At 71.4% G+C, this 24,460-nt stretch carries 24 protein-coding genes and 1 riboswitch; of the genes, 11 read left to right on the forward strand and 13 right to left on the reverse strand.

Features of this window, described 5'->3' with window-relative positions:
• Positions 1–8: 8 nt before the first annotated feature.
• Complete coding sequence (locus BG418_RS09525) at positions 9–2,105, forward strand: S9 family peptidase (protein ID WP_188273312.1); 2,097 nt, start codon at positions 9–11, stop codon at positions 2,103–2,105.
• A 67-nt stretch (positions 2,106–2,172) separates the two neighbouring features.
• On the forward strand, positions 2,173–2,658 hold the full coding sequence (locus BG418_RS09530; protein WP_188273313.1) for a Rieske (2Fe-2S) protein: 486 nt from the start codon (positions 2,173–2,175) through the stop codon (positions 2,656–2,658).
• Positions 2,659–2,672: 14 nt separating this feature from the next.
• Here BG418_RS09530 and BG418_RS09535 read toward each other — a convergent pair whose 3' ends face one another.
• Entirely contained in the window at positions 2,673–3,323 is a 651-nt protein-coding gene (locus tag BG418_RS09535) for a cysteine hydrolase (protein WP_188273314.1), read from the reverse strand.
• Between the two features lie 101 nt (positions 3,324–3,424).
• Between BG418_RS09535 and BG418_RS09540 the strand changes: the two genes are divergently transcribed.
• Positions 3,425–3,919, forward strand: coding sequence for a pyridoxamine 5'-phosphate oxidase family protein (locus BG418_RS09540; RefSeq protein WP_188273315.1), 495 nt, complete (start codon positions 3,425–3,427; stop codon positions 3,917–3,919).
• Between the two features lie 121 nt (positions 3,920–4,040).
• On the opposite strand, the gene BG418_RS09545 is transcribed toward BG418_RS09540, so the two are convergent.
• Positions 4,041–4,946, reverse strand: coding sequence for a LysR family transcriptional regulator (locus BG418_RS09545; protein ID WP_188273316.1), 906 nt, complete (start codon positions 4,944–4,946; stop codon positions 4,041–4,043).
• Positions 4,947–5,021: 75 nt separating this feature from the next.
• On the opposite strand from BG418_RS09545, the gene BG418_RS09550 reads away from it, so the two are divergent.
• The gene (locus BG418_RS09550) at positions 5,022–6,056 is read left to right on the forward strand and encodes a DMT family transporter (RefSeq protein WP_188273317.1); all 1,035 of its coding nucleotides are present in this window, start codon (positions 5,022–5,024) and stop codon (positions 6,054–6,056) included.
• On the opposite strand, the gene BG418_RS09555 is transcribed toward BG418_RS09550, so the two are convergent.
• The gene (locus tag BG418_RS09555; RefSeq protein ID WP_188273318.1) at positions 6,053–7,384 is read right to left on the reverse strand and encodes an aminotransferase class I/II-fold pyridoxal phosphate-dependent enzyme; all 1,332 of its coding nucleotides are present in this window, start codon (positions 7,382–7,384) and stop codon (positions 6,053–6,055) included. The genes BG418_RS09550 and BG418_RS09555 overlap by 4 nt on opposite strands.
• A gap of 35 nt (positions 7,385–7,419) precedes the next feature.
• Between BG418_RS09555 and BG418_RS09560 the strand changes: the two genes are divergently transcribed.
• The gene (locus tag BG418_RS09560; protein ID WP_223184599.1) at positions 7,420–8,082 is read left to right on the forward strand and encodes a pyridoxamine 5'-phosphate oxidase family protein; all 663 of its coding nucleotides are present in this window, start codon (positions 7,420–7,422) and stop codon (positions 8,080–8,082) included.
• Positions 8,083–8,128: 46 nt separating this feature from the next.
• Here the strand turns inward: BG418_RS09560 and BG418_RS09565 are convergent, their stop codons facing one another.
• The 3 genes from BG418_RS09565 to BG418_RS09575 all read right to left on the reverse strand — a co-directional run bounded on the left by BG418_RS09565 (position 8,129) and on the right by BG418_RS09575 (position 10,794).
• Positions 8,129–9,082 carry a DMT family transporter gene (locus tag BG418_RS09565; RefSeq protein WP_188273320.1) on the reverse strand — a complete coding sequence of 318 codons (954 nt, stop codon included), beginning with the start codon at positions 9,080–9,082 and terminating at the stop codon, positions 8,129–8,131.
• A gap of 163 nt (positions 9,083–9,245) precedes the next feature.
• On the reverse strand, positions 9,246–10,229 hold the full coding sequence (locus tag BG418_RS09570; protein WP_188273321.1) for a DMT family transporter: 984 nt from the start codon (positions 10,227–10,229) through the stop codon (positions 9,246–9,248).
• Between the two features lie 31 nt (positions 10,230–10,260).
• Positions 10,261–10,794: a Clp protease N-terminal domain-containing protein gene (locus BG418_RS09575; protein ID WP_398998166.1), complete on the reverse strand. Its 534-nt coding sequence runs from the start codon at positions 10,792–10,794 to the stop codon at positions 10,261–10,263.
• Between the two features lie 231 nt (positions 10,795–11,025).
• Between BG418_RS09575 and BG418_RS09580 the strand changes: the two genes are divergently transcribed.
• Together BG418_RS09580 and BG418_RS09585 are read left to right on the forward strand one after the other, a co-directional pair.
• Complete coding sequence (locus BG418_RS09580; RefSeq protein WP_188273322.1) at positions 11,026–11,223, forward strand: hypothetical protein; 198 nt, start codon at positions 11,026–11,028, stop codon at positions 11,221–11,223.
• 92 nt (positions 11,224–11,315) lie between these two features.
• On the forward strand, positions 11,316–11,744 hold the full coding sequence (locus tag BG418_RS09585; RefSeq protein ID WP_188273323.1) for an SRPBCC family protein: 429 nt from the start codon (positions 11,316–11,318) through the stop codon (positions 11,742–11,744).
• 86 nt (positions 11,745–11,830) lie between these two features.
• Here BG418_RS09585 and BG418_RS09590 read toward each other — a convergent pair whose 3' ends face one another.
• Entirely contained in the window at positions 11,831–12,427 is a 597-nt protein-coding gene (locus tag BG418_RS09590; RefSeq protein WP_188273324.1) for a PadR family transcriptional regulator, read from the reverse strand.
• Positions 12,428–12,589: 162 nt separating this feature from the next.
• Here BG418_RS09590 and BG418_RS09595 point away from each other — a divergent pair, with 162 nt between their 5' ends.
• The gene (locus BG418_RS09595; RefSeq protein ID WP_188273325.1) at positions 12,590–13,405 is read left to right on the forward strand and encodes a PhzF family phenazine biosynthesis protein; all 816 of its coding nucleotides are present in this window, start codon (positions 12,590–12,592) and stop codon (positions 13,403–13,405) included.
• Positions 13,406–13,504: 99 nt separating this feature from the next.
• Here the strand turns inward: BG418_RS09595 and BG418_RS09600 are convergent, their stop codons facing one another.
• A complete protein-coding gene (locus tag BG418_RS09600) occupies positions 13,505–14,308 on the reverse strand; it encodes a CPBP family intramembrane glutamic endopeptidase (RefSeq protein ID WP_188273326.1) in 804 nt (267 codons plus the stop codon).
• A 351-nt stretch (positions 14,309–14,659) separates the two neighbouring features.
• Positions 14,660–16,210: a glutamate--cysteine ligase gene (locus BG418_RS09605; protein ID WP_188273327.1), complete on the reverse strand. Its 1,551-nt coding sequence runs from the start codon at positions 16,208–16,210 to the stop codon at positions 14,660–14,662.
• Positions 16,211–16,696: 486 nt separating this feature from the next.
• On the opposite strand from BG418_RS09605, the gene BG418_RS09610 reads away from it, so the two are divergent.
• A complete protein-coding gene (locus BG418_RS09610; protein ID WP_188273328.1) occupies positions 16,697–17,284 on the forward strand; it encodes a hypothetical protein in 588 nt (195 codons plus the stop codon).
• Positions 17,285–17,616: 332 nt separating this feature from the next.
• A complete protein-coding gene (locus tag BG418_RS09615; protein ID WP_067155431.1) occupies positions 17,617–17,823 on the forward strand; it encodes a DUF5999 family protein in 207 nt (68 codons plus the stop codon).
• A 162-nt stretch (positions 17,824–17,985) separates the two neighbouring features.
• On the opposite strand, the gene gcvP is transcribed toward BG418_RS09615, so the two are convergent.
• Positions 17,986–20,871 carry an aminomethyl-transferring glycine dehydrogenase gene (gene gcvP / locus BG418_RS09620; protein WP_188273330.1) on the reverse strand — a complete coding sequence of 962 codons (2,886 nt, stop codon included), beginning with the start codon at positions 20,869–20,871 and terminating at the stop codon, positions 17,986–17,988.
• Positions 20,872–21,064: 193 nt separating this feature from the next.
• Positions 21,065–21,162: riboswitch (glycine riboswitch) on the reverse strand.
• 113 nt (positions 21,163–21,275) lie between these two features.
• On the opposite strand from gcvP, the gene BG418_RS09625 reads away from it, so the two are divergent.
• Complete coding sequence (locus tag BG418_RS09625; RefSeq protein ID WP_188273331.1) at positions 21,276–21,653, forward strand: PRC-barrel domain-containing protein; 378 nt, start codon at positions 21,276–21,278, stop codon at positions 21,651–21,653.
• On the opposite strand, the gene BG418_RS09630 is transcribed toward BG418_RS09625, so the two are convergent.
• The 3 genes from BG418_RS09630 to BG418_RS09640 all read right to left on the reverse strand — a co-directional run bounded on the left by BG418_RS09630 (position 21,569) and on the right by BG418_RS09640 (position 24,444).
• Positions 21,569–23,035 (reverse strand): DNA polymerase IV, encoded by a 1,467-nt coding sequence (locus BG418_RS09630; RefSeq protein ID WP_188273332.1) that lies wholly within the window; start codon positions 23,033–23,035, stop codon positions 21,569–21,571. The genes BG418_RS09625 and BG418_RS09630 overlap by 85 nt on opposite strands.
• An 80-nt stretch (positions 23,036–23,115) precedes the next feature.
• Complete coding sequence (locus BG418_RS09635; RefSeq protein ID WP_188273333.1) at positions 23,116–23,748, reverse strand: MerR family transcriptional regulator; 633 nt, start codon at positions 23,746–23,748, stop codon at positions 23,116–23,118.
• Between the two features lie 222 nt (positions 23,749–23,970).
• Positions 23,971–24,444, reverse strand: coding sequence for a bifunctional nuclease family protein (locus BG418_RS09640; protein WP_006123076.1), 474 nt, complete (start codon positions 24,442–24,444; stop codon positions 23,971–23,973).
• Positions 24,445–24,460 lie beyond the last annotated feature (16 nt).

Raw genomic sequence — 24,460 nt, forward strand, 5'->3', positions numbered from 1 at the left:
CGTCGGCCATGTCAGCACCGCACACCACCGAGAAGGACACCACCACCGAGGACCTGCCGTTGCAGTTCGCCCGCACCAAGCGCTTCTCGCTCGGTGTGCCCAAGCAGTTCACGGTCTCCCCCGACGGCGAGCGCGTCCTGTTCGTCCGCACCGCCGACGGGCGCTCCTCGGTGAGCTCGCTGTGGCTCCACGAGAGCGGCGAGGAGCGGATACTCGTCGACCCGCTGACGCTGACCGGGGCCGACGACGACGTTCCCGAGGCGGAGCTGATCCGCCGCGAGCGGGCCCGCGAGACGAGCGCGGGAATCGTCGCGTACGCCACCGACGCGGCGGTCCGCACGGTCGTCTTCGCCGTCTCGGGCACGCTCTGGCTCGCCGCAACGGACGGCTCCGCCCCGCGCCCGCTCCCCACGGCGGGCCCGGCCGTCGACCCGCGCCTGTCCCCCGACGGCACACTCGTCTCGTACGTGACAGGCGGCGCCCTGCACGTCGTACGCGCCGACGGCACGGGTGAGCGCCAACTGGCCGCGCCGGAGGGGCCGGAGGTGACCTACGGCCTCGCCGACCACGCCTCCGCCGAGTCGATCCACCGCGAGGCCAGCTCCTGGTGGTCGCCAGACGGCAGCGCGCTGCTGGTCGTACGGGCCGACAGCGCGCCCGTGCAGCGCTGGTACCTCAGCGACCCGGCGAACCCGACGAAGGCCCCGCGCACCATGGCGTACCCGGCGGCGGGCACGGCCAACGCGGAGGTGTCGCTGCACCTCGTCCGCGTCGACGGCACGCGGGTACCGGTCCGACTGCCGCGCTCGGCCGACCTCGACACGCACCCGGCGGGCGCCTGGACCGCCCCGGCCTTCGAGTACATCGTCGAGGGCGGCTGGGACGCGGGCGGCGCGTTCGCCACCGTACAGACCAGGGACCAGCGCACCGCGTACCAACTCGCCATCGCCCCGGAGACCGGCGAAGTGGAGCCGACAGACCGTCAACACGACGACGCCTGGCTGGAGTTCCTGCCGGGTGCGACCCGGCTCGCCCGCTCCGGTCTCACCCTCGGTACGGATCTTCCCCCCACTCTGGACGTACGCGCGGTGCTCGGCACGGTCGGCGGGACGGTCTACTTCACGGCGAGCGACGAGCCGACCGAGACCCATGTCTGGACGTACACACCGGGATCAGGCTACGTCCGGCTCACCGAGGAGCCGGGGGTGCACACGGCGGTCCTCGGGGGCGACACCGTCGTCCTGGACAGCCGCACGCTCGACGGGCAGACCGTCACCGTGCTGCGCGACGGCAAGCCGGCCGGGCGGATCGAAGTGCTCGCCGAGCAGCCGCTGGTGACGCCCAGGCCCGTCTTCCTGGCCCTGGGCGAGCGCGAACTCCGTACCTCGCTCTATCTGCCGTCATGGCACCAGGAGGGCTCGGCGAGGCTCCCGGTCGTCGTCCACTCGTACGCGGGTCCCGGCGCCCAGACCGTGCAGCGCGGCAACGGCTGGCAGCACGCGGTGAACCAGTGGTTCGCCGAGCAGGGGTTCGCGGTCCTGTCCATCGACGGGCGCGGCACTCCGGGGCGCGGCGTGGAGTGGCGCAAGGCCGTCCACGGCGACCAGTTGACGCCGGTCCTGGAGGACCAGGCCGACGCGGTGCGGGCGGCCGTCGAGCGGTTCCCGGACCTGGACGGGGACCGGGTCGGCATCCGGGGCTGGTCGTTCGGCGGCTATCTCGCGGCGGGCGCCGTGCTGCACCGGCCGGACGTCTTCCACGCGGCCGTCGCAGGTGCCGCCCCGACCGATCTCGCGCTCTACGACACCCACTGGAAGGAGCGGTTCCTCGGCCACCCGGACGTCCTGCCCGAGAACTACGAGCGCTGCTCGCTGGTGGCCCACGCCCACAAGCTGACCCGGCCGCTGCTGCTCGTCCACGGCATGGCCGACGACAATGTGGTGCCCGCACACATGCTGCGGTTCTCGCAGGCGCTGGTCGCGGCGGGACGGCTGCACAGTGTGCTCCCGCTGCCGGGCGAGACCCACCTGGTCACCAAGGAAGGTGTGGCCGACACACTGCTGTGGCTGAATCTGGAATTCCTGAAGAAGTCCTTGAACGCCTGAACACCGGGCGGGGCGGGACCGTATCCCTTCACGCAGCCCCGTGTAGCAAGGTGAAGGGAAAGCCAGTATGACGACCCAACCGCTTGTGTCCGAGCCGGGCCCGGCCCGCCGTACCGTCGTCGCGGCGGCGGGCGTGGCCGGGCTCGCCGCCGCGCTCACCGCGTGCGGCAGTTCGGACAAGTCCAGTGATGCCGCCCCGCCCTCCGGCAACGGGGGTACCGGAGGGACGGGCGGCACCGCCGGGGGCGACGCCGGTTCGGCCGGCGGCGGGGTGCTGGCGAAGACCGCCGACATCCCGCAGGGCGGCGGCAAGGTCTTCCCGGACCAGGGCGTGGTGGTGACCCAGCCGACGGCGGGCACCTTCAAGGCGTTCTCCGCCACCTGCACCCATCAGGGCTGCACGGTGAAGGACGTCGTCGGCGGCACCATCAACTGCCCGTGCCACGGCAGCAAGTACGACCCGGCGACCGGGAGCGTGAAGGCGGGCCCGGCGCCCCGCCCGCTCCCGGCGAAGAAGATCACCGTGGAGGGGGGCGCGATCAAGCTCGCCTGACCTGCCTCGCGCGCTCAGGCCCGGGTGGCCCGGCGCGGCCCTTTCCAGCAGCTGACGATGTCGTCCGTGGTGGCGACCGTGGCGACCAGGGCCAGCGTGTTGCGGATCATCGCGGGGGTGTACTCGGCGGGCACCCCCGCGATCCCGTCGGCCACGACCACCGCCGTATAGCCGAGGTTGACCGCGTCGAAGACGGCGTTGGGGATCGCCACATTGGCCGAGACGCCGGTGACGATCAGGGTGCGGCAGCCGAGGTTGCGCAGCAGCGCGTCGACGTCGGTCCCGGCGATCGGCGAGAGCCCGTGCAGCCTGCGCACCACGATGTCCTCGTCCGCCACCTCGATGCCCTCGACGATCCGTACCGCCGTCGAGCCGGAGTGCTGCTGTACGGGCAGCCGTTCTGCGGCCCGGAACAGACGGGCGTTGCGGGACGCCCCGCGCCCGTCCGGCCGCCGCTCGGCCACCGCGTGCAGCACCTGTACGCCGGTCTCATGGGCGACGGCGACCAGCCGCGCGATGTTATGAAGGGCGCCCGACGACCGTGCCACCTTGGCGAGTTCGGGCAGCGCGCTGTCGACGCCGACGACTCCCCGTTGACACTCGACGGTCATCAGGACCGTCGAGACGGGGTCCAACTGCTCGGCCAGATGTTCGCGGGTCGCCATGGCGCGCGAGGTTAACGGCCATTGCGCCAGAGGGAAAGAGCGCGCATGATTCCTGACGACCCGTCAGACACCGTGGTGGTCGGAACGCGAAGGAGCCGCAGATGGCCGCAGTCCAGCGCCGGGGCCGCCGGATCATGATGACGGACGCGGAACGGGACGCGTTCCTCGCCGAACAGCGCACCTGCCGCGTCGCCACCGTCGCCCCCGACGGCCACCCGCACGTCGGCGCGCTCTGGTACGCCTGGGACGGCACCTCGCTCTGGCTCTACTCGATCACCCGCAGCCTGCGCTGGACCCAGCTGCGCAAGGACCCCCGGATCGCGGTGGTAGTGGACGCGGGCGAGTCGTACGGGGAGCTGCGCGGCGTGGAACTACGCGGCAAGGCCGTCCCGGTCGGCGAATCCCCCCGCACGGGCGAGCCATGCCCGGAACTGGACGCTCCCGAGCGCCAGTTCGCCCGCAAGAACTTCGGCCTGGAAGAGCTGCCCCACGACGGCCGCCACGCGTGGCTACGACTGACGCCGGAGGCGATCGTGTCGTGGGATTTCAGGAAGCTGGGGGGCACCTCCGGCAATTTCAGCCCCTCCGGCGTTTGAGGAGCGGGGGCCCGGGGGCAGCGCCCCCGGCAACGGCGCTCAACCCCGACATGGCCGCCCGCCCAGGGCTTCTGGGAAGGGGCGGGGAGGGGCAAAAAGCCCGCCGCAGGCGCATCCCACCTCACCCACCAACCGCCGCCCCCGCCAGGGCCAACGCCTCCACCGCAGCCCGAATGGACGGCCGCCGATCCGCATCCGCACGCCACACCGCGTACACATGCCGCCGCATGGCACCCCGCACCGGCACCAGCCGAACCCCCGCCGGAACGGGCCCGCGCCCGAGCCGGGGCGCGACGCTCACACCGAGCCCCGCCGACACCAGCATGAGCTGCGTCGCATGCTCCCGCGCCACATGCCCGATCCGAGGCTCGACCCCCTTGCCGCGCAGCGTGAACGCCAGCCACTCATGGCAGAACTCCCCCTCGGGCCAAGTGATCCACTCGTCCTCGGCGAACTCCTCCAGATCCACCGCCTCCCGCCCCGCGAGCCGATGCCCGACAGGCATCGCCACATCGGCGAGGTCATCCAACAGCGACCGCTTGGCCAGCCCGTCGGGCAGCGGCAGCGGCTTGTTGTTCCAGTCGAGGACGACCGCCAGATCGAGGTCACCGAGGATCACACCCCGCACGGAATCCTCGGCCTCCAACTCGTCCGAGCGGACGGCGAGTTGGGGATGCTCGGCGCGCAAAGAGGTCAGCGCGGCCGGGAACAGCCCGCGCGCGGCGGTGGCGAACCCCGCGATGCGCAGCTCGCCGACGACCTGCCCGCGCTGCGCCTCCAGATCGGCCTGGGCGACCTGGACCTGGGAGAGGATCCGGGCCGCGTGCTCGGCGAGCAACCGGCCCGCGTCGGTGAGCCGTACGCCCCGGCCGTTCTTGGCGAGCAGCGGCTGCCCGGCCTCCCGCTCCAGCTTCGCCAGCTGCTGGGACACGGCGGAGGTCGTGACATGCAGATTGTCGGCGGCGCCACCCACCGAGCCATGGCGGGCCACCGCGTCGAGGGTCCGCAGGCGCTCCAGGTTCAACATATAAGGAATGCTAACCGAACCCATCCACATTTTCTCGCTTGTGCTACGAGGTTGAAGGGCTCAAGGTTGGGTGTCATGAGCACCGTCACCTCATCCAGGTCCTCCAGTTCCCTGTCGACCCCTTCCCCCACCCTGCGCCGCCCGTCCCTCGACTGGCGCGTCCGGTTCGCGGCGCTCTCGCTGATCTGGGGGTTCAGCTTTCTCCTGATCAAGGTCGGCACGGACGGCTACGCCCCGTTCCAAGTCACCTTCGGGCGGCTCTTCTTCGGCACGGCGGTGCTCGCCGTAGCGATGATCATCAAGCGGGAACGACTGCCACGCGGCGTCCGGACCTGGTTCCACCTGACAGTCGCCGCACTGCTCCTCAACGCCCTGCCGTTCTCGCTGTTCGCCTACTCCGAGCTGACGATCCCGTCGACGCTCGCCGGGATCTGCAACGCCACCTCACCGCTGTGGGGCATGGCCCTGTCACTGGTGGCGCTCTCGGAGGACCGCCCGAGCAGGCGCCGCGTCGCGGGCCTCGGCCTCGGCTTCCTCGGGGTGCTCACGGTCCTGGGCGCCTGGCAGGGCTTCCACGGCCTGGACCCGGCCGGCACCGCGATGGCCCTGCTCGCCTCGCTCTGCTACCCGATCGGCTGGATCTACGTCCGCCGTACGCTGGCGGGCAGCAGCCACTCCAACCTCTCCCTCATCGGCTCCCAACTGGGCGTCGCGACCCTCCAACTGGCCCTGGTCACCCCCCTGTTCGCAGGCTTCCCGACGGCGTTCCACCCGGTCTCGCTGCTCGCCATCGCGGCCCTGGGCGCCCTGGGCACGGGCCTCGCCCTGCTGATCCAGTACGGCCTGGTCAAGGAGGTCGGCCCGACGACCGCACAGATGGTCACGTACTTCATCCCGGTCATCGCCACGGCAGCGGGCGTCCTGGTCCTGGGCGAATCGTTGAGCTGGAACACCCCGGTGGGAGCGGCGATAGTCCTGGCGGGCGCGGCCCTGACGCAGAGCCGAGCGACTCAGCAGAGCCAAGCCACCAAGGGGCGCGGGGAACTGCGCGACCAGCCACAGACGGCCCGCAGTCAAACGACCACGCCTCCCTCTGCCCAGCGAAGCTAGTCGTACCGCCGCCCCGGCAAAGACCCCATGGCCGCAGCCACAGCATCCGCGGCGGGCCCGATCTCGGCCGGGGCCAGCGAAGAAACGGTCAGCCGAATCCCCGGCGGCGCCGAAAGCCGAAAGCGCGCCCCCGGCGCCACGGCCCACCCGGCGTGCAACAACCGCGCCACCGCCGCAGTCTCGTCCGGCACCGGCACCCACACGCTGAACCCACTGCGGCCGTGCGCCGCGACACCCCGCCGCCGCAGCGCCCGTACGAGCGTGTCGCGCCGCTCCCCGTAAGAGCGGGCCACGCGCGCGGAGTCGACGACGCCCGAGGTCCACAGATGGACGACGGTCCGCTGGAGCAGTCGACTGACCCACCCGGGCCCGAGCCGCTGGCGCCCCCGCACCCGGCCCATCGTCACCGCGTCCCCGGTGAGCACGGCGAGCCGCAGGTCCGGCCCGTACGCCTTGGCCACCGACCGTACGAACGCCCAGTGTTCGGCGACCGGCGAGAGGGGAGCCAGCGGCACGTCGACCATGCCGTGGCCGTGGTCGTCCTCGATCAGCAGGACGCCGGGGTGGCGCGCCACGACCTCGCGCAGCGCACGCGCGCGGTCCGAACTGACGGCCGCGCCGGTCGGGTTCTGCGCCCGGCAGGTCACGACAAGGGCCCGCGCGCCACCCGCCAGCGCGCTCTCGACGGCCTCGGGCAGCGGCCCCTCGTCGTCGAGCGCCATCGGCACCGGCCGCAGCCCGAGCGCCGGAACGAGGTCGAGCAGCGCGCCCCAGCCCGGATCCTCGATGGCGACCGCGTCGCCCGGCCGCAGATGCGCGGCGAGGACGCGTTCGATCGCGTCGAGCGAGCCGGAGAAGACACCGATGGGCCCGTCGGGCACCGCGTCGGCGTCCAGGGCCGCGCGCGCGAGCCGGGCCAGCTCGGGATCGACCGGGTCCTCGCCGTACAGCGCGGGATGCTCGGCATGGTCGCGCGCGGCGGCCGCGAGCGCGTCGGCGAGCGGCGGCAGCAGCGCCGGGTCCGGGTTGCCGTCGCCGATGTCGCGCACGCCGGCGGGCACGTCGATCCGCTGGACATCGCGCGTGGTGCTGGCGGGTCGCGACCGCACCCGGCTGCCCCGGCGGCCCGAGGTCTCGATCACCCCACGGTCGCGCAGCAGCCGGTACGCGGCCGCGACCGTATTGGGATTCACCCCGAGATCCGTCGCCAACTCCCGCAGCGGCGGCAGCAGTTGGCCCGGTTCCAGCTCCCCGGTGCCCACCGCACGCTCCACGTCGACGGCGATCTCCGATGCGCGACGCCCCACAATCCGATACTCTCCTAGCACAAACAATATTATGCACTAGTGCAATGGAGAGCGCAATGTCGGAGACCGCTTCCTACGAGCCCACCGGGCGCACCGTCCCCACCCGCTCGCGCGAGCGGGCCTCGTACGACCGCGAGGTGGTGCACGGGATACTCGACGAGGGATACGTCTGCCACCTCGGCTTCGTCCGCGACGGCGCCCCGGTCGTGCTGCCGACGCTCTACGGCAGGATCGGCGAGCGCCTGTACGTGCACGGCTCGACGGGGTCGCGGCCGCTGCGCATGGCCGGCCAGGCCGACCCCGGACTCCCGGTCTGCCTCACCGTCACCCACGTCGACGGCCTGGTCCTGGCCCGCTCGGCCTTCCACCACTCCCTCAACTACCGCTCGGTCGTGGTGCACGGCATCGCGCACCAGGTCACCGACCCCGAGGAGCGGCGCGTCGCGCTCGACGCGCTGGTCGACCAGGTGGTGCCCGGCCGCTCGTACGACTCGCGCCCGGCCAACGCCAAGGAGCTCGCCGCGACTTCGGTGATCCGCCTCGATCTGAACGAGGTGTCCGCGAAGATCCGCACCGGCGGCCCCAACGACGAGCCCGAGGACAGCGGCCTGCCGCACTGGACCGGTGTCGTACCGCTGACGCAGACGTACGGCGTCCCGGTCCCGGCCGACGACCTCGACCCGTCGGTGCTGCTGCCCGACTACCTCGCCGCGCTCTGACACCGAAGGGGGGCTTCCGGAAGTCGTTCCGGAAGCCCCCCTTCGGTCAGACCGCGACCGGCTCCCGGCGGGCCCGCGCCGCGAGCCGCGCCTCGGCCCCGGCGAGCCCGACCACCGCGACCAGCAGCAACAAGGTGCCCAGGACCGTGGCCGTACTCAGCCGTTCACCCAGCACCGACACCGCGAGCAGCGCCGCGCTCACCGGCTCAAGGAGCATGATCACGGAGACGGTGGTGGCACGGACGACGGCCGCTCCCGCGAAGTAGAGCGCGTACGCCAGCGCCGTGGGCACCGCCGCCACATACAGCAGCAGCGCCACCACCCGGACCGGGTCGGCCGTGTGCGGCATCAGTCCTTCCGCGCCCGCCAGCGGCAGCAGCGCCACCGATGCCACGGCGAACGCCCAGGCGGTGGTGGTGGAGGGGTCGATCGCCGTGCCATCGCGGCCGAGCCACCGGGTGAGCAGGGTGATCCCCGCGTAACCGGCCGCCGAAAGCAGCGCGAGCAGCACCCCGGCGGGGCGGACCGTGCCGCCGCCGTTGCCGAGGACCAGCACCGCGAGCCCGGCGAGCGCCCCGCCCACGGCGGTCAGCCCGGCGCCGCCGATCCGCTCGCCCATGGTGAGCCGGGCGCCGAGCGCGATGAGCACGGGACCGGCGCCGAGCGTGACCACGGTCGCGACGGCGAGGCCGGTCGAGGCGACGGCCGCGAAGTAGGCGCTCTGGAAGATCGTCAGACCGATGCCGTTGCCGAGGATCCGCAACAGCCGCCTGCCGCGCGGTTCGACCACGGCCGGTGTCCTGCGGCGGCGCAGCGCACGGGCGCCGAGCAGCAGCACCAGACCGCCGACGCAGCGCCAGAAGGACAGGGAGAGCGGGCCCATGTCACTGGCGCCGAAGACCAGCGCGGCGGCGCCGCCCGCGGTGCCCCAGGCGACACCGGCGAAGACGAGATAGAGCAGGCCACGCCCGACGGGCAGGCCGGAGGAATGGTTCGACACGTACGTACTCCGAAGAGGAAGACGGGAAGAGGTCGCATGCCTGGAGTACGCGGGCAGCGACGAGCCGCTCGGGGACTGCCCGAGCCCGGTCTTCGTCTGGGGCGCGGCCGCCCGCGCTTACGCGGCGGGAGGCGGCAGTACGGTCGAATGCATGATCGTCACCTTACGGGGCGGTCGCGCCCGCCGACAACTGACCTTCGGCGGGCATCGGTTCCCCACCGGCCACCGGACCGGACGGTTCCTTCGGGGCCGAGGACTGCGCGATGAAGGCGCCGACCAGGACCACCGCGCCGCCGACGATCTGCGGCGCGGCGAGGTGCTCGCCGAGCAGCACCCACGCCAGAACGGTCGCGATGACCGCCTCAAGACAGGCGACCACGCCCGCCACCTGCGGCGACAGCTTGCGCACCGAGATCACCCCGGTGACGTACGCGATCACGGTCGCGATCAGCACGATCCAGCCGAGCAGCAGCGCAGCGGGCACCTGAGTGCCGTTCATGTCGGCGCTGCCACCGAGCACCGACCAGTCCATGCTCCAGGGGCGGGCGACCACGGTGAGCAGGACGGATCCGATGAGCAGTCCGTACGCGATGACGCCGAGCGGGTCAGGTGCGTCGGCCGCGTCGCCGCCCTGGTCGGACAGGACGAAGTAGCCGACCTGGCAGCAGGCGGCGCCGAGCGCGAGCAGCAGTCCGAGGACGTCGAAGCTCAGCCCGGACCAGATCTGGACGACGCAGGCGAGCCCGCCGACGGCGAGGACCACGCCGACGGCCGCGGCCCGGGTCACCGGCCTGCGCTGGACGAACCGGACCCAGCCGAGGACGAGCGCGGGCGCCAGGTACTCCACGAGGAGCGCGACACCGACGGGGATACGGGAGATGGCCGCGAAGTAGCAGGCCTGCACTCCGGCGACGGCCAGCAGGCCGAACCCGGCGAGCAGCGCGGGCCGGCGCAGCAGCAGGCTCCGGTGACGCCAGGCCACCGGCAGCATCACGAGGGCCGCGCCGGTCACCCGCAGCCACACCACGTGGAGCGGGTCGAGGCCGGCCTCGATCAGCGGCTTGGCCGCGACACCTGAACCACCGAATGAGAACGCCGAGGCCAGGGCCAGTCCCAGGCCGACGTTTCTCCCCTGAGACGCCTGCATCGGCACATCATGACAGGAGAAGTCAGCACCGTCACCCCTGTGACACCTGTCGAGACAGCGGCTCCTCGGCGAGCCTCGCGCACAGGGTGTCGGCGTCGGCTCCGGCGTGCTCCAGGACCTCGACGGCACGGCACGCGGGGTCGGCCGCGAGGGCCGCGAGCAGGTCGGTGCCACGCACCCGCGACTGCCCCCGGGCGGCCGCGCGGGCGAGCGCGCCCTCCATCGCGGTGACCGCCGACGGCGACCAGCCGGGCTGGGTGAGCAGCGGGATCGCCCCCGAGTCCTCCACCGAGCCCTGCCAGCGCAGCCCGTATCCGATCGAGCGCTGGACGAGATAGCCGAGCACCCGGGCGACCTGCGGCCCGCCGTCGAAGACGTCCCGCACCTCGGGGTCGGTCTCCATCAGCGAGTGCAGCAGATGGGCCGTGTCGATCTGCCGGTCGCCGTCGCGCAACGCCCGCCTGCGGGCACCCGCGACCACCGAAGCCATCTCGTCGGTGAGGCGGGCTTCGAGATCCGGGGCGGCGGGGACCGGGGCCGGTATCCGCGGGAGGGGGAGGTGCACCCTTCTACCCCATCAGGCACGGACGCCCGGAACATCCCCGCGCAGAAGCATTCCGCATCCCACGTTGGGTGGGGGTGGTTGACCGGGTTCTCCTCCTTCTGGATGAGATTTGCGGTTTTACCCCTCGGGGGCGCACACGGCCTGGCGTACGCCCTGCGAGCAACCACACCGCCGCCGCACACGTCCCCTCCCGTACGACACAGCCGCCACGGCAATCGCGAAGGGGGCCCGATGTGCTGGATGGTCGCCCTGCTCGCCGAGGACGGGATGCAGTACGTGTACCGCGTGTACGCCCCGGGCGACGCCCTGCGCGGCGATCTGTTCTGGGCCGCCTTCCACTGCCACGACGAGTCGTCGCGCCCGCGCGCGTCGGACCTCTTCGACTCGGCGCAGATATGGGCGCTGGCGGTCAACGGTTCGGTGATCTGAGACCGCACGGATGTGACGGTCCATCAGTATTGAGTATTGGCGTCACCCCGGCTACGTTCCGCGACACGTTCTCGACTCGAAGGGGTGGTCGCATGGCCGAGGTCAGCGCTCAGGCGCGCCTGGAGGCTCCGGCGGAGAAGGTCTGGGCCCGGTTGACGGACTTCACCGCGTACGGCGAGTGGAACGCCACCCACACCAGCTTCCCCCAGGGCGGCCCCGAGAAGCTGGAGCTCGGTGCCACCTACACCGAGAACATGAAGCTCATGGGCTTCCCCGCCGAAGTCACCTGGATCGTGGACGAGTTCGAGGCGGGCCGCCTCCTCGGCGTCAAGGGCAAGGGCCCGATGGGGGTGAGCGTCGGCAACCGCTACTCGCTCACGCCCGACGGCGAGGCGACCGTCGTCCGTATCGAGGGCGAGTTCACCGGTGCGGCCGTCTCGCTGATGGCGGGCAAGCTCAAGGACTCGGCGACGGCCGCGCTGAACGAGTCGCTGCGCAAGCTCGGCGCCCTGGTGGCCTGAGCCCCTTCAGTACGTACGGGAAAGCCCCGCACAGACGGGAAAGCCCCGCGACCTCACGGTCGCGGGGCTTTCGGCGGTCGGCGGGGTCAGTCCTCGTCGGCCAGGATCAGATACAGCTTCTTACGGGCGTCGTTGATGACCCCGAGCGCCTTCTGGCGCTGCTCGGCGGTGCCGGTCTTCCAGACCTGGCCGAACGCCTCCATCAGACCGAAACCGGCCTGCCGGATCTCGTTCATGCTCTCCCAGTCGACTCCGCGCCCGGCCTCTTCCCACGGGGCCTCGGCCCCCGATTCGGCCTCGGTGCGCCCGGAGTCGGTCAGCGTGAACAGCTTCTTGCCGCCCTCGCTCGCACTGGTGATCAGGCCCTCGTCCTCCAGCAACTGGAGGGTCGGGTAGACCGAGCCGGGGCTGGGCTTCCAGGCCCCGCCACTGCGCTCGCCGATCTCCTGGATCATCTCGTAACCGTGCATCGGCCGGTCCTTGAGAAGGGCCAGGATCGACGCGCGGACATCCCCGCGCCGGGCCCTTCCCCGCGGACCGCCCCGGCCACCACGGCCGGGCCCGAACGGTCCGCCGCCGAAGCCTGGACCGAAGGGACCGAAAGCGGCACGCCGCCCCTCGAAGTCGCCCCGACCGCGATGGTCGGGTCCGTGCTGTCCGCACCCATGTCCATGTGAACGCATCGCTACGCTCCTTCCATCGTTGATCTGTCGCGATGCCTCAACGATATATCGGGACTGTTCGTTCGGCAAGCCTCGTCGAGAACCTCTTCGGGCACCTCTTCGGGCCAGACATCCCGGATTGGCCTTGGCCTGCTGGTTTGTCCGGGCCGTACGGTCCTGGGCATGCGGATTCGAATCGTCGACGCCTTCACCGATCGCGCCTTCGCCGGGAACCCGGCCGGGGTGCTGCTCCTCGACTCCTTCCCGGACGACGCCTGGCTCCAGGACGTCGCCCGGGAGGTCAACCTCTCCGAGACCGCGTTCGCGCACCCCCTGCCGCCCGGCGGCGAGGCCGACTGGGCGCTGCGCTGGTTCACCCCGGCGACCGAGGTCGGTATGTGCGGGCACGCCACCCTGGCCACCGCCCATGTGCTGCGTACGACGGGAGCCGCGACCGGCACCGTACGGTTCGCGGCCCAGTGCGGCATCCTCGCGGCCACCGCCCACGAGGACGGGTCGATCACCCTCGACTTCCCCACCTCGCCGCTCACCCCGGTGAAGATCCCGGACGGGATCGGCGAGGCGCTGGGCGCGGAGCCCCTCTCGGCGCACGACACGTCCGAGTACATCGGCGACCTGGTGGTCGAGCTCGCGGACGAGCGGACCGTGCGGGGCCTGACCCCCGACTTCAAGGCGCTGATCGCGCACTCCGCGCGCGGCATCATCGCCACGGCCGCGGCCGACGACCCGTCCCGGGGCTATGACTTCGTCTCGCGCGGCTTCTTCCCGGGCGTCGGCATCGACGAGGACCCGGTGACCGGCAGCGCCCACACGGCGCTCGCGCCCTTCTGGTCGCCGCGCCTGGGCCGCACCGAGCTGACCGGCCTCCAGGCGTCCGCCCGCTCCGGGCTCGTCCGCGTGTCCCTGCGGGGCGAGCGCACCCTGCTGACCGGTACGGCGATCACGGTCATCGACGGCGAGCTGCTGACGGCACCCTGACGGACGGGGCTCTGAGCTCGTCTACAACTAAGCGGTCCGGTAAGGGGCGTTCACCATTGCGGTACGCCCCTTACCCACGCACCACGCGTGCGTGGCCGCTCACAGCGTTGGCAGCCAGCTCACCTTCCCCGCGAGCAGCGCGTACCCCACGAACGCCCCGATGTCGAGCAGCGAATGGGCCACCACCAGCGGTCCGACCCGCTGCCAGCGGCGGTAGAGCAGGACGAAGACCACACCCATCGCCATATTGCCGAGGAAGCCGCCGATGCCCTGGTAGAGATGGTACGAGCCACGAAGGACCGAGCTCGCGGCCAACGCGGCGAGTGGGCTCCACCCCAACTGGCCGAGTCGGCGCAGCAGATACCCGACGACGATCACCTCCTCCAGGACGGCGTTCTGCACCGCCGACAGGACGAGCACCGGGTACTTCCACCACACATCCGGCAGCGACTCCGGGACGACCGTCAGATTGCCGCCGACCGCCCGCGCCACCAGATAGAAGCCGAGCCCCACACTGCCGATCCCGGCAGCGACGAGCGCGCCCCTGCCGAGGTCGGGCCACGGCCGGCGGCGGTCGAACCCGAGGACCCGCAGCCCGCCCGTGCCCTCCCGCAGCAGCAGATGCGCGACGAGCGCCACGGGCACCAGCGCGGTCGCGATGCCGAAGAGCTGCCAGGCGAGATCCAGCCAGGGCCGCCCGGGCGCGTACGAGGTGTTGAGTTTGGCCGCCTGCTCCTTCAGGCCGCCGGGTTTGGTCACCGACCCCACAAAACTGATCAGCGCCGACACACCGCTCGCGCCGAGCGAGAGCGCCAGAACCAGCACCGTCTCGGACCGCAAGATCCGCGGTGAAACCCCTTCCCCGGGAAGAGAATCAGCCACGCGTCCCGCCTCCACCTGCACCCCTGCCTCCAGTTGACCGAACCCGTCCCACGCCCACCACTGCCCCGCCAGGGTCTCGAAAGAAAGTACGAAGATCGCGCGCGACAGGCCGGGCGGGCGCCATTTCGGTGGCGCGGTCCCCCTTTGCTCCTTCTACGGGATCCACGTTTCCCTTGTTCAGGGTGCGAGGAGGGCACCACCGCCATGGGACGTCACAGCTTGCCCGACGACCACGCCGCAGCGGGAACCAGGGCCCGTCCGGGCGTCGGCCGCCGACAAGGACGCGGTGATGGAGATCGCCCGGGCCACCGGGGGCGCGGGGTTACCAGGTCAGCGACCCGGCCGAGATCCAGTCGGTGATCCTCGAGGCGATCATGACGGTGGGTCGGGGCTCGGCGAGGGGGTGACGCCCGGCGGGCACGGGCCCGGGCAGCCGACCGGCCAGGTGTGGACCGGCTCGCCCTGGTGCATCAGCTCGGTGTAGCGGCGGGTGGTGGCGGCCAGCGCGTCCTGGCGCCCGAGGCCCGCTTCGAGGGCGCGGTGGTAGGTGTCGACCTGCCAGGACGCCCCGTTGACCCGGCGCCGGCAGCGCTCCTCGATGACGCCGAGGTAGCGGTCCCGGTCAGCTGGTTCGACTCCCCACGCGTCGAGACCGGCGTACGCGAGGGGCAGCAGCTCGTCCCGTACGAGCTTGACGGCCGGTACGCGCGCGACGCCGCCGGCCCGGCGCGGCACCGGCCACAGCAGCTCCGCGTCGATGCCGAGCCTGCACGCCGTCTCGAAGTTGGCGGCGGCCACCGCGAACGGCAGCCGGGTCCACACGGGCCTGCTGTCCTCGGCGAGGGCGCGCACCAGCCCGTAGTAGAAGGCCGCGTTGGCGATGACGTCGGTGACGGTGGGCCCGGCGGGCAGCACCCGGTTCTCCACCCGCAGATGCGGCACCCCGTCCGCGATCCCGTACACCGGACGGTTCCAGCGGTAGATCGTCCCGTTGTGCAGGACGAGTTCCTGGAGCCGGGGCACCCCGCCACCGGCCAGCACCCGCAGCGGCTCCTCCTCGTCGCAGATGGGCAGCAGCGGCGGGAAGTAGCGCAGGTTCTCCTCGAAGAGCTCGTACGCGGAGCTCACCCAGCGCTCCCCGAACCAGGTCCTCGGACGCACCCCCTGGGCGCGCAGTTCCGGCGGCCGGGTGTCGGTGGCCTGCTCGAACAGCGGTGGCCGCGACTCGCGCCACAGCTCCCGGCCGAACAGGAACGGCGCGTTGGCGCCCACCGCGATCTGCACGGCCGCGACGGCCTGCGCCGCGTTCCACACGGCCGCGAACCGGGCCGGGGTGACCTGGAGGTGCAGTTGCACAGAGGTGCAGGCGGCTTCCGGAGTGATCGAGGTGGAGGTGCAGACGAGGCGTTCGACGCCCTCGATGTCGAGGGTGAAATCCTCGCCGCGGGCCGCCACTATCTGATCATTGAGCAGCACATAGCGGTCCACGTTGGAAAGGTTGGCGGAGACCAGGTCCCGCTGCGTGATCGTCGGGAGAATTCCGATCATCACGATCCCGGCGCCGACCTCGCCCGCTTTGCGCTCGGCGTACCCGAAGCCGGTGCGCAGCTCCTCGGAGAGCTGATCGAAAACCCGGCCGCCGAGCCGGTGCGGGGCGATGTTGACTTCAAGATTGAACATGCCGAGTTCGGTCTGGAAATCCTTGCTGGCTATCCGTTCGAGAACTTCGGCGTTCATCATCCGGGGCATGCCGTCCGGGCCCGCGAGATTCAGTTCGATCTCCAGGCCCATCAGATTCCTCGGACGGTCGAACCTCCGTTCCGCCAGGAGCCGCCCCAGCCCCTCCAGGCACTGCTGGAGCTTCTGCCGGTACGCGTGCCGATCGGACAGGTCGAACTCGCCCGCCACGACCTTCTCACCCATCGAAGCGTCCCTCCTCGAATGGGCAGCCGGCACGGCCGGCCGCGTGCGTCACGGTCGATAATGCCCAGGCTGACTGATCCATAACGCCCCATGACAGGGGGCCGGTTGGTAAGCTGGTACGAACCGGCCTCGGGCACATGCATTTGGCATACGGCAATGTGCGGTTACCACGGCTTCGGCAATGGTGAAAAACACCGACGGGTTTCGGCCTACCGCCGCAGTTGCACTTTTCCAGGCCAGCGGCGTATCCCGTTCTGAACTCGGGAGATAAGCCGCATCAGCGGGTCCGGATACCGACTTGCCGGTAATACGGACGACTGCTAGCCGAAACACGCCCTGAACACGTGTCGTATAAACTCCGCAAACGAGGCAGAGAGTTGGCGCCCCGGCCACTGTCCCCCCGGCCCCCCTCTGACCCCGCACGCAGACAGCGCCGTCCGCACCGCCCACGCTCCAACGTGTCTCCGAAGTGAGAGGCGACCCACCATGCCGCTGCATGTCCCCCCGGCTCCCGCGCCCGCCCTGCGCAGCGTCCTCGCGGCACTCGGTTCTCCCACCGCCGTCCGCGCGGCCCGCACCCCGGCCCTGCGCTCCGCGCAAGGACCGCTGACGCCCGAACTCCCGCTCCCCGTCCACGTCCTGGACCGCATCACCCCGAGCGCCCGCGCCCCGCGCAGCCGCCTGGCCGGCTGGCGCTTCCTCATCAGCGACGCGGACCGCGCGGTCGCCGCGGCGGACACCGTGCTCACCCCGGACGGCTGGGCCTTCTCGCACTTCTTCGAGGGCCCCTACCTCGCCTCCACCCAGCAGGCGCTGCGTCAGGCGGAGGCCCTTCCCCGGGACTTCGAGCCCAGACTGCTCTCCGTGCCGGAGCTGTACATGCTCACGCTGTGGCTGCGCCGCGACATCGGCTCCGACCCCGCCGACGGCGCCCCGGACCCGGCCGATCTGCTGGTGCCGCTCGCCCCCGCGCCGCCCGGCATCTGCGCCCACCGGCCGCGCCGGGTCTCCGAGCTGCTGCCGGTCATGACCCTGCGCCTCACGCCGGCGCCCCTGCTGAGCCAGCCCGCCTGACCTGCCTCAGTCGTCAACCCGAAAACCCGCAGCGCTCCGGAGCCCGCCACGCGGCCCGGGGCGCTGTATTGTGCGCCCGGCGCGTCCTCCGTACGGGCTAGCCCGTCCCGGCCACACCGAACCACCCGAAGGGACAGGGCAGTTGAGTTGAACCGGCCGCACGAGTGATGCGTCAATATGCAGTAGGAAGTGGTGCCGCGAAATCCCTGCGGATTGACGCCCGTGGGGCAACACTGGGAGCGGACCGACCGACTTACCAACGGGGGGCGGCCATGAACACCGCATCGAGCCGCAGGACACTCAACTCTACGACGCAGCGAAAGAACCCATCCATGTGCCAGCACCAGCCAGCCTGCCCGACAGCCGACTCCGCCGACCGGGAGGCAGCGCAGCTCGTGGCGCACCACCCGGAACAGGGCTGGAGCCTGCTGTGCAACGGCGTCCTGATCTTCGAGGACACCGGTGAGCTGCTGCCGGACGGGCGGATCATCGCCCCGCACCGGGCACTGACCGCCGGGCAGGTGGCGAAGGCCGCCTAGTGCGGCAGCGCGGGCGCGGGCTCCTGGCTCGTACCGGCGAACGGCGCGACACGGGGAAACACCCGCACAGCGCGACAAAAGAACAAAAGAAAAAGAAGGGGCCGGCCCGGGGAAACACCCCCGAACCGGCCCCGACGTATGTCAGCCGTGGACGGCCCTACGTCAGTTGTCGTACTCGTCCAGCGGCGGGCAGGAGCAGACCAGGTTGCGGTCGCCGAAGGCGCCGTCGATCCGGCGCACCGGCGGCCAGTACTTGTCTGCGGCCGAGACACCGGCCGGGAAGACGGCCTCCTCGCGGCTGTACGCGTGGTTCCACTCGCCGCCGAGGGCCGCCGCCGTGTGCGGGGCGTTGGCCAGCGGGTTGTCGTCGGCCGGCCACTCGCCGGAGGCGACCTTCTCGATCTCGGCACGGATCGCGATCATCGTCTCGCAGAACCGGTCGAGTTCGATCAGGTCCTCGGACTCGGTCGGCTCGATCATCAGCGTGCCGGCCACCGGGAACGACATCGTCGGCGCGTGGAAGCCGTAGTCGATCAGACGCTTGGCGATGTCGTCGACGCTGACGCCGGTCGACTTCGACAGCGGCCGCAGGTCCACGATGCACTCGTGCGCCACCAGGCCGTTGGGGCCGGTGTAGAGCACCGGGTAGTGCGGCTCCAGGCGCTTGGCGATGTAGTTGGCCGCGAGCACCGCGACCTGCGTCGCGCGCTTGAGGCCCTCGCCACCCATCAGACGGACGTACGCCCAGGAGATCGGCAGGATGCCGGCCGAGCCCCACGGGGCGGCCGAGATCGGGCCGACACCCGTCTCGGGACCGGCGGTCGGCTGGAGCGGGTGGTTGGGCAGGTACGGCGCGAGGTGCGCGCGCACACCGACCGGGCCCACGCCCGGGCCGCCGCCGCCGTGCGGGATGCAGAACGTCTTGTGCAGGTTGAGGTGCGAAACGTCGCCGCCGAACTTGCCCGGCTTGGCGAGGCCCACCAGCGCGTTGAGGTTGGCGCCGTCGACGTAGACCTGGCCGCCCGCGTCGTGCACCTCGCCGCAGATGTCGGCGACGTGCTCCTCGAACACACCGTGCGTGGACGGGTAGGTGATCATCAGCACCGAGAGCTCGTCGCGGTACTGCTCGATCTTGGCGCGCAGGTCGGCGATGTCGACCTCGCCGTCGTCGGCGGTCTTCACCACGACGACCTTCATACCGGCCATCACGGCGCTCGCGGCGTTGGTGCCGTGCGCGGAGGACGGGATGAGGCAGACCGTGCGCTGCTCGTCGCCGTTGGCGCGGTGGTAGGCGCGGACCGCGAGCAGACCCGCGAGCTCGCCCTGCGAACCGGCGTTGGGCTGGATGGACACCGCGTCGTACCCGGTGACCTCGGCGAGGCGCTCCTCCAGCTCATGGATGAGCGTGAGGTAGCCACCGGCCTGCTCGACCGGCGCGAACGGGTGGATCTGCCCGAACTCGGGCCAGGTGACCGGCTCCATCTCGGTGGTCGCGTTCAGCTTCATGGTGCAGGAGCCGAGCGGGATCATGCCGCGGTCCAGCGCGTAGTCGCGGTCGGCGAGCTTGCGCAGGTAGCGCAGCATCGCGGTCTCGGAGCGGTGCTGGTGGAAGACCGGGTGGGTCAGGAACTCGTCGGTGCGCAGCAGCGCGCCCGGCAGCGTGTCGGCGGCCGCGGCGTCCAGCGCCTCGATGTCGCCCTCGGCGCCGAACGCGGCCCAGACGGCGGCGACGCGGTCGCGATCGGTGGTCTCGTCGCAGGCGATCGAGACGGTGTCGGCGTCGACCAGGTGCAGGTTGACCCCGCCGTCACGGGCGGCGGCGACGGCCTCGGCGGCCTTGCCGGGCACCCGCACGGTCAGCGTGTCGAAGTACGAGCCGTGCACGACCTCGACACCGGCGGCGCGCAGCCCCTCGGCGAGGATCACCGCGTGGCGGTGGGTGCGCCGGGCGATCTGCCGCAGACCGTCGGGGCCGTGGTAGACCGCGTACATCCCGGCCATGACGGCGAGCAGGACCTGCGCGGTGCAGATGTTGCTGGTGGCCTTCTCGCGGCGGATGTGCTGCTCGCGGGTCTGCAGGGCCAGGCGGTACGCCTTGTTGCCGTCCGCGTCGACGGAGACGCCGACCAGGCGGCCGGGCAGGCTGCGGGCGAACTTCTGCTGGACCGCCATGTAACCGGCGTGCGGGCCGCCGAAGCCCATCGGGACGCCGAAGCGCTGGGTGGTGCCCACCGCGATGTCCGCGCCGAGCTCGCCGGGCGAGGTCAGCAGGGTCAGGGCCAGCAGGTCGGCGGCGACGGTGACGATCGCGCCCAGCTCATGGGCCTCGTCGATGACCGGCTTGAGGTCGCGGACCTCGCCGGAGGCGCCCGGGTACTGGAGCAGCACACCGAAGACACCACGCTCGGCGATCTCGGCCGGGATGCCGTGGCTCAGGTCGGCGACGACGACCTCGACGCCGGTCGGCTCGGCGCGCGTCTGTATGACGGCGACGGTCTGCGGCAGCGTGTCCGCGTCGACGACGAAGACGCCGCCCTTGACCTTGCCGACCCGGCGGGACAGCGCCAGCGCCTCGGCGGCGGCGGTGCCCTCGTCCAGCAGGGAGGCGCCGGAGGTCGGCAGCCCGGTGAGGTCGGCGACGACGGTCTGGAAGTTGAGGAGCGCCTCCAGGCGGCCCTGCGAGATCTCCGGCTGGTACGGCGTGTACGCGGTGTACCAGGCCGGGTTCTCCATGACGTTGCGCAGGATCACCGGCGGCGTGAAGGTGCCGTAGTAGCCCAGGCCGATCATCGGGGCCAGGACCTGGTTGCGGTCGGCCAGCGTGCGCAGCTCGGCCAGGACCTCGGCCTCGGTGCGGGCGCCGGGCAGGCCCAGCGCCTCGGCGCTCTTGATCACGTCCGGCACCGCGGCGGCGGTCAGCTCGTCGAGCGAGCCGTAGCCGACCTGCGCGAGCATCTTCGCCTGGGCCTCTGCGTCGGGCCCGATGTGACGGTGCTCGAAGGGGATGCCACGCTCAAGCTCGGTGAGCGGCATGCGGTTGGCGGTCATTACGGAGGCCTCCTGGTCAGCACGACCTGCGAGGGGCACCACGGCGCGGGTGCCCGGACGGCCTCCCCCTCTGTCATCTCAACCTGAGAGCTTCACCGGGGCGCATGGGGGCGACCCGACTTTCACCGTCGGTGAGGGTGAGGTGCGCGCAGGCCTGTGCCCGTACGTCCCCCGCCCTGCTTTCCAGAGTGACCTCGTCCGCGCGGTACGTGTGCCTGAGAGATTCCGGGGAGGATTTGCTCCTTCGGCGCCTCCGGAGATCAATCCGAAGGACTCTCCCGCACGGGGTCAGCAGCCATCGCCAGGGTACCAGCGCGTCCCGGCCCTGATCCTTCGAGTGGCCGACGCCCGCGATGTGCACTTTCGTAGGGGTTAACGAGCAGTTGCGACCAGTTGGAGGGACCGTGCAGACCGATATCGATCCCCGCAGCCTGATCGGCCGCAAGGCGTTCGACCGCAATGGCACCAAGATCGGCACCGTGGACGAGGTCTACCTCGACGACGCCACCGGAGTGCCCGAGTGGGCAGCCGTGCGCACCGGCCTCTTCAGCCGGGACGCGTTCGTCCCGCTGGAGCCCAGCAGCCTCGTCGACGAGGCCCTCCACATCCCCTACGACCGCGCGCTGATCAAGGAGGCCCCCGACTTCGGCGTCGGCCGCCATCTCTCCCCCGAACAGGAGCTGCAGCTCTACCACCACTACGGTCTGGACATCGCCGCCCCCGATCCGCCCGCAGGCCCCGACCGCGACTTCGGGAGGCTCGCCGGCGACGACGACGTCTGATCCACCCCGTCCTCCCCCTCCGACCCCTCCGGCGCTGCCACCAGCGGCAGCGGCTCGGAGGGCTCAAGCGCGGGGTCGTCCACCATGAACGTCCGTACCCGCCCGGGCGCAGTCGACGTGGGTGTCTCGAACCGGACGGTCACCCGCCCCACCCCGCTCCCCTGCACCCACCCGGGCCCGAACTCGGCGTGCCGCACATCGTGCCCGGCGACCCAGCGGCGCTCGGCCGGGTCCTCGGGCTCGGCCTGCTCGGCGACGGCCGCATCCGCCTCGTCCGCCACAGCGGGCTCCTCCTGCCCCGCCAGCTCACCGGCGGCCTGCGCGAACAGGTCTTCCTGTGTGAAGTCCGCGAGGCCGCTCACACCCACTCCCAGAAGCCGCACGCCGCCCGTGGTGTCCACGGAATCGAGCAGGCGGCCCGCTGCCTCACGGACCACCGCCGGGTCGTCCGTGGGGCCTCTGAGCGTCTCGGAGCGGGTCAGGGTCGAGAAGTCGTACCGTCTGACCTTGAGCACGATCGTGCGGCCGGAGTGCCCCGACGCCCGCAGGCGCTGCACACAACGGTCGGCGAGGCGGCCCACTTCGTTCATCACCCGCACCCGGTCGTGCAGATCCACGTCGAAGGTGTCCTCGACCGAAACCGATTTGGTGTCCCGCTCGGCCACCACCGGCCGGTCGTCGAGGCCGAGCGCCATCCGGTGCAGCGACGCCCCGTGCGCCTTGCCCAGGAGCCGTACGAGCTCGTCCTCGCCCGCCTCGGCCAGATCCGCGACCGTGGTCATCCCGGCCCGGCGCAGATGCTCCCCCGTGGCGGGCCCCACGCCCGGCAGCGTCCTGACCGGCATCGGCGCCAGGCGCTCCCGCTCGGTGCCCGGTTCTATGAGCACCAGACCGTCCGGCTTCGCCTCCTCCGAGGCGATCTTCGCCAGCATCTTGGAGCCCGCGAGCCCCACCGATCCCGTAAGGCCCGTCACCGCCCTGATGTCCGCGCGCAGCCGCTCACCGGCCTCCCGCGCCGAGGACGCGTCCCACGCGACTCCCCCGGCCTCCAGGTCCACGAAGGCCTCGTCCAGGCTCAGCGGCTCCACCAGCGGCGACAGACGGCCCAGAAGCGCCATCACCTGCTCGCTGATCGAGCGGTAGAAGCCGAAGCGCGGCACCAGATAGGCACCGTTCGGACACAGCCGTCGGGCCTGGGCCATCGGCATCGCCGACCGCGCGCCGAACCGCCGCGCCTCGTACGACGCGGTGGCCACCACACCGCGCGGGCCGAGGCCGCCGACGATCACCGGTTTTCCGCGCAGGCTGGGCTTCGACGCCTGCTCTGCGGCGGCGAAGAAGGCATCCATGTCCAGATGCAGAATGGTCGGCGCGGCTCTCACATCACCGATGCTGCCTCACGGCACTGACAATCGGCCTCCGACGGCCCCGCGCGTGCCTCCGCGCCCGGTCCCGTGCCTGGTCAGACCGCCCGGTTACGGCGCCGGGCCAGCTCGTCGGCGGGGTTGTGCCCGACCAGCGTCTCGCCGGTGTCGACGCGCTCGCCGTGCAACTGCGACAGGGCTGCCTCGACGTCCCGCCACACCACACCGACCGCGATGCCGAAGACGCCCTGGCCGCCCTGGAGCAGATCCACGACCTCGTCGGGCGAGGAGCACTCGTACACGGTGGCCCCGTCGCTCATCAGCGTCATCCGCTCCAGATCACGGAAGCCGCGCTCGCGCAGGTGCTGCACGGCGGTGCGGATGTTCTGGAGCGCGACACCGGTGTCGAGGAAGCGCTTGACGATCTTGAGGACGACCACGTCCTTGAAGCTGTAGAGCCGCTGGGTGCCCGATCCGTACGCCGGACGCACGCTGGGCTCGACCAGACCGGTGCGGGCCCAGTAGTCGAGCTGCCGGTAGGTGATCCCCGCCGCCGCGCACGCGGTCGGCCCCCGGTATCCGACGGTCTCGGTGCCGGTGTCGGCCGCACTGTCGTCCATGGGGTGTCCGCTGCTCGGGCCCGGCCGAGAGCTCGGGGGAGGGTACGGCCCGCTCTCCCCCGGACTGCGTCCGGGAGCCTCCCCTGCCGTACTGTCGCCGCTGCTTCTCACGCCGACCCTCCGTCCTAGAACTGCCCTCACGACGGTAGGCAGTCACTCGGGGTGCGTCAACGATCGCCACACTCGGCACGCCGAGTGATAATCACCCTGAGAGTGGTTTCGCGTACCCCTCTTCGGGGAAAGGCTACTCGAATGCGCCGGAGCCGCCCGGCGCGTAAAGCCGTCGGCGCGTACGGCACATCGGCTTCCTGGAGCCCACCGGCCGCGTACGGCTCACTGGCTGTTGGTGCCGAAGTCCTCGGGCGAGATCTGGTCGAGGAACTCGCGGAACTTCTCCACTTCGTCCTCCTGCTCGTCCGGGATGGCGATCCCCGCGTCGTCGAGCACCCCGTCACTGCCGTAGATCGGCGTTCCGGTGCGCAGGGCCAGCGCTATGGCGTCGGACGGACGCGCGCTCACCTCGACGCCACTGGCGAAGACCAGCTCCGCGTAGAAGACACCTTCGCGCAGGTCCGTGATGCGGACCTCGGTCAGCTCCTGGCCCACGGCCTCCAGCACGTCCTTGAAAAGGTCGTGCGTCAGCGGCCGCGCCGGAGCCATCCCCTGCTGGGCGAAGGCGATCGCGGTCGCCTCCCCTGGACCGATCCAGATGGGGAGGTACCGATCGCCTCCCACTTCACGCAGGAGCACGATCGGTTGGTTGGAGGGCATTTCCACCCGGACACCCACGACGTCGAGCTCGTTCACACAGCAACCCTAGGAC

Origin of the sequence: Streptomyces sp. CBMA152 (assembly GCF_014596475.1) — a bacterium.
Classification (GTDB): Bacteria; Actinomycetota; Actinomycetes; order Streptomycetales; family Streptomycetaceae; genus Streptomyces.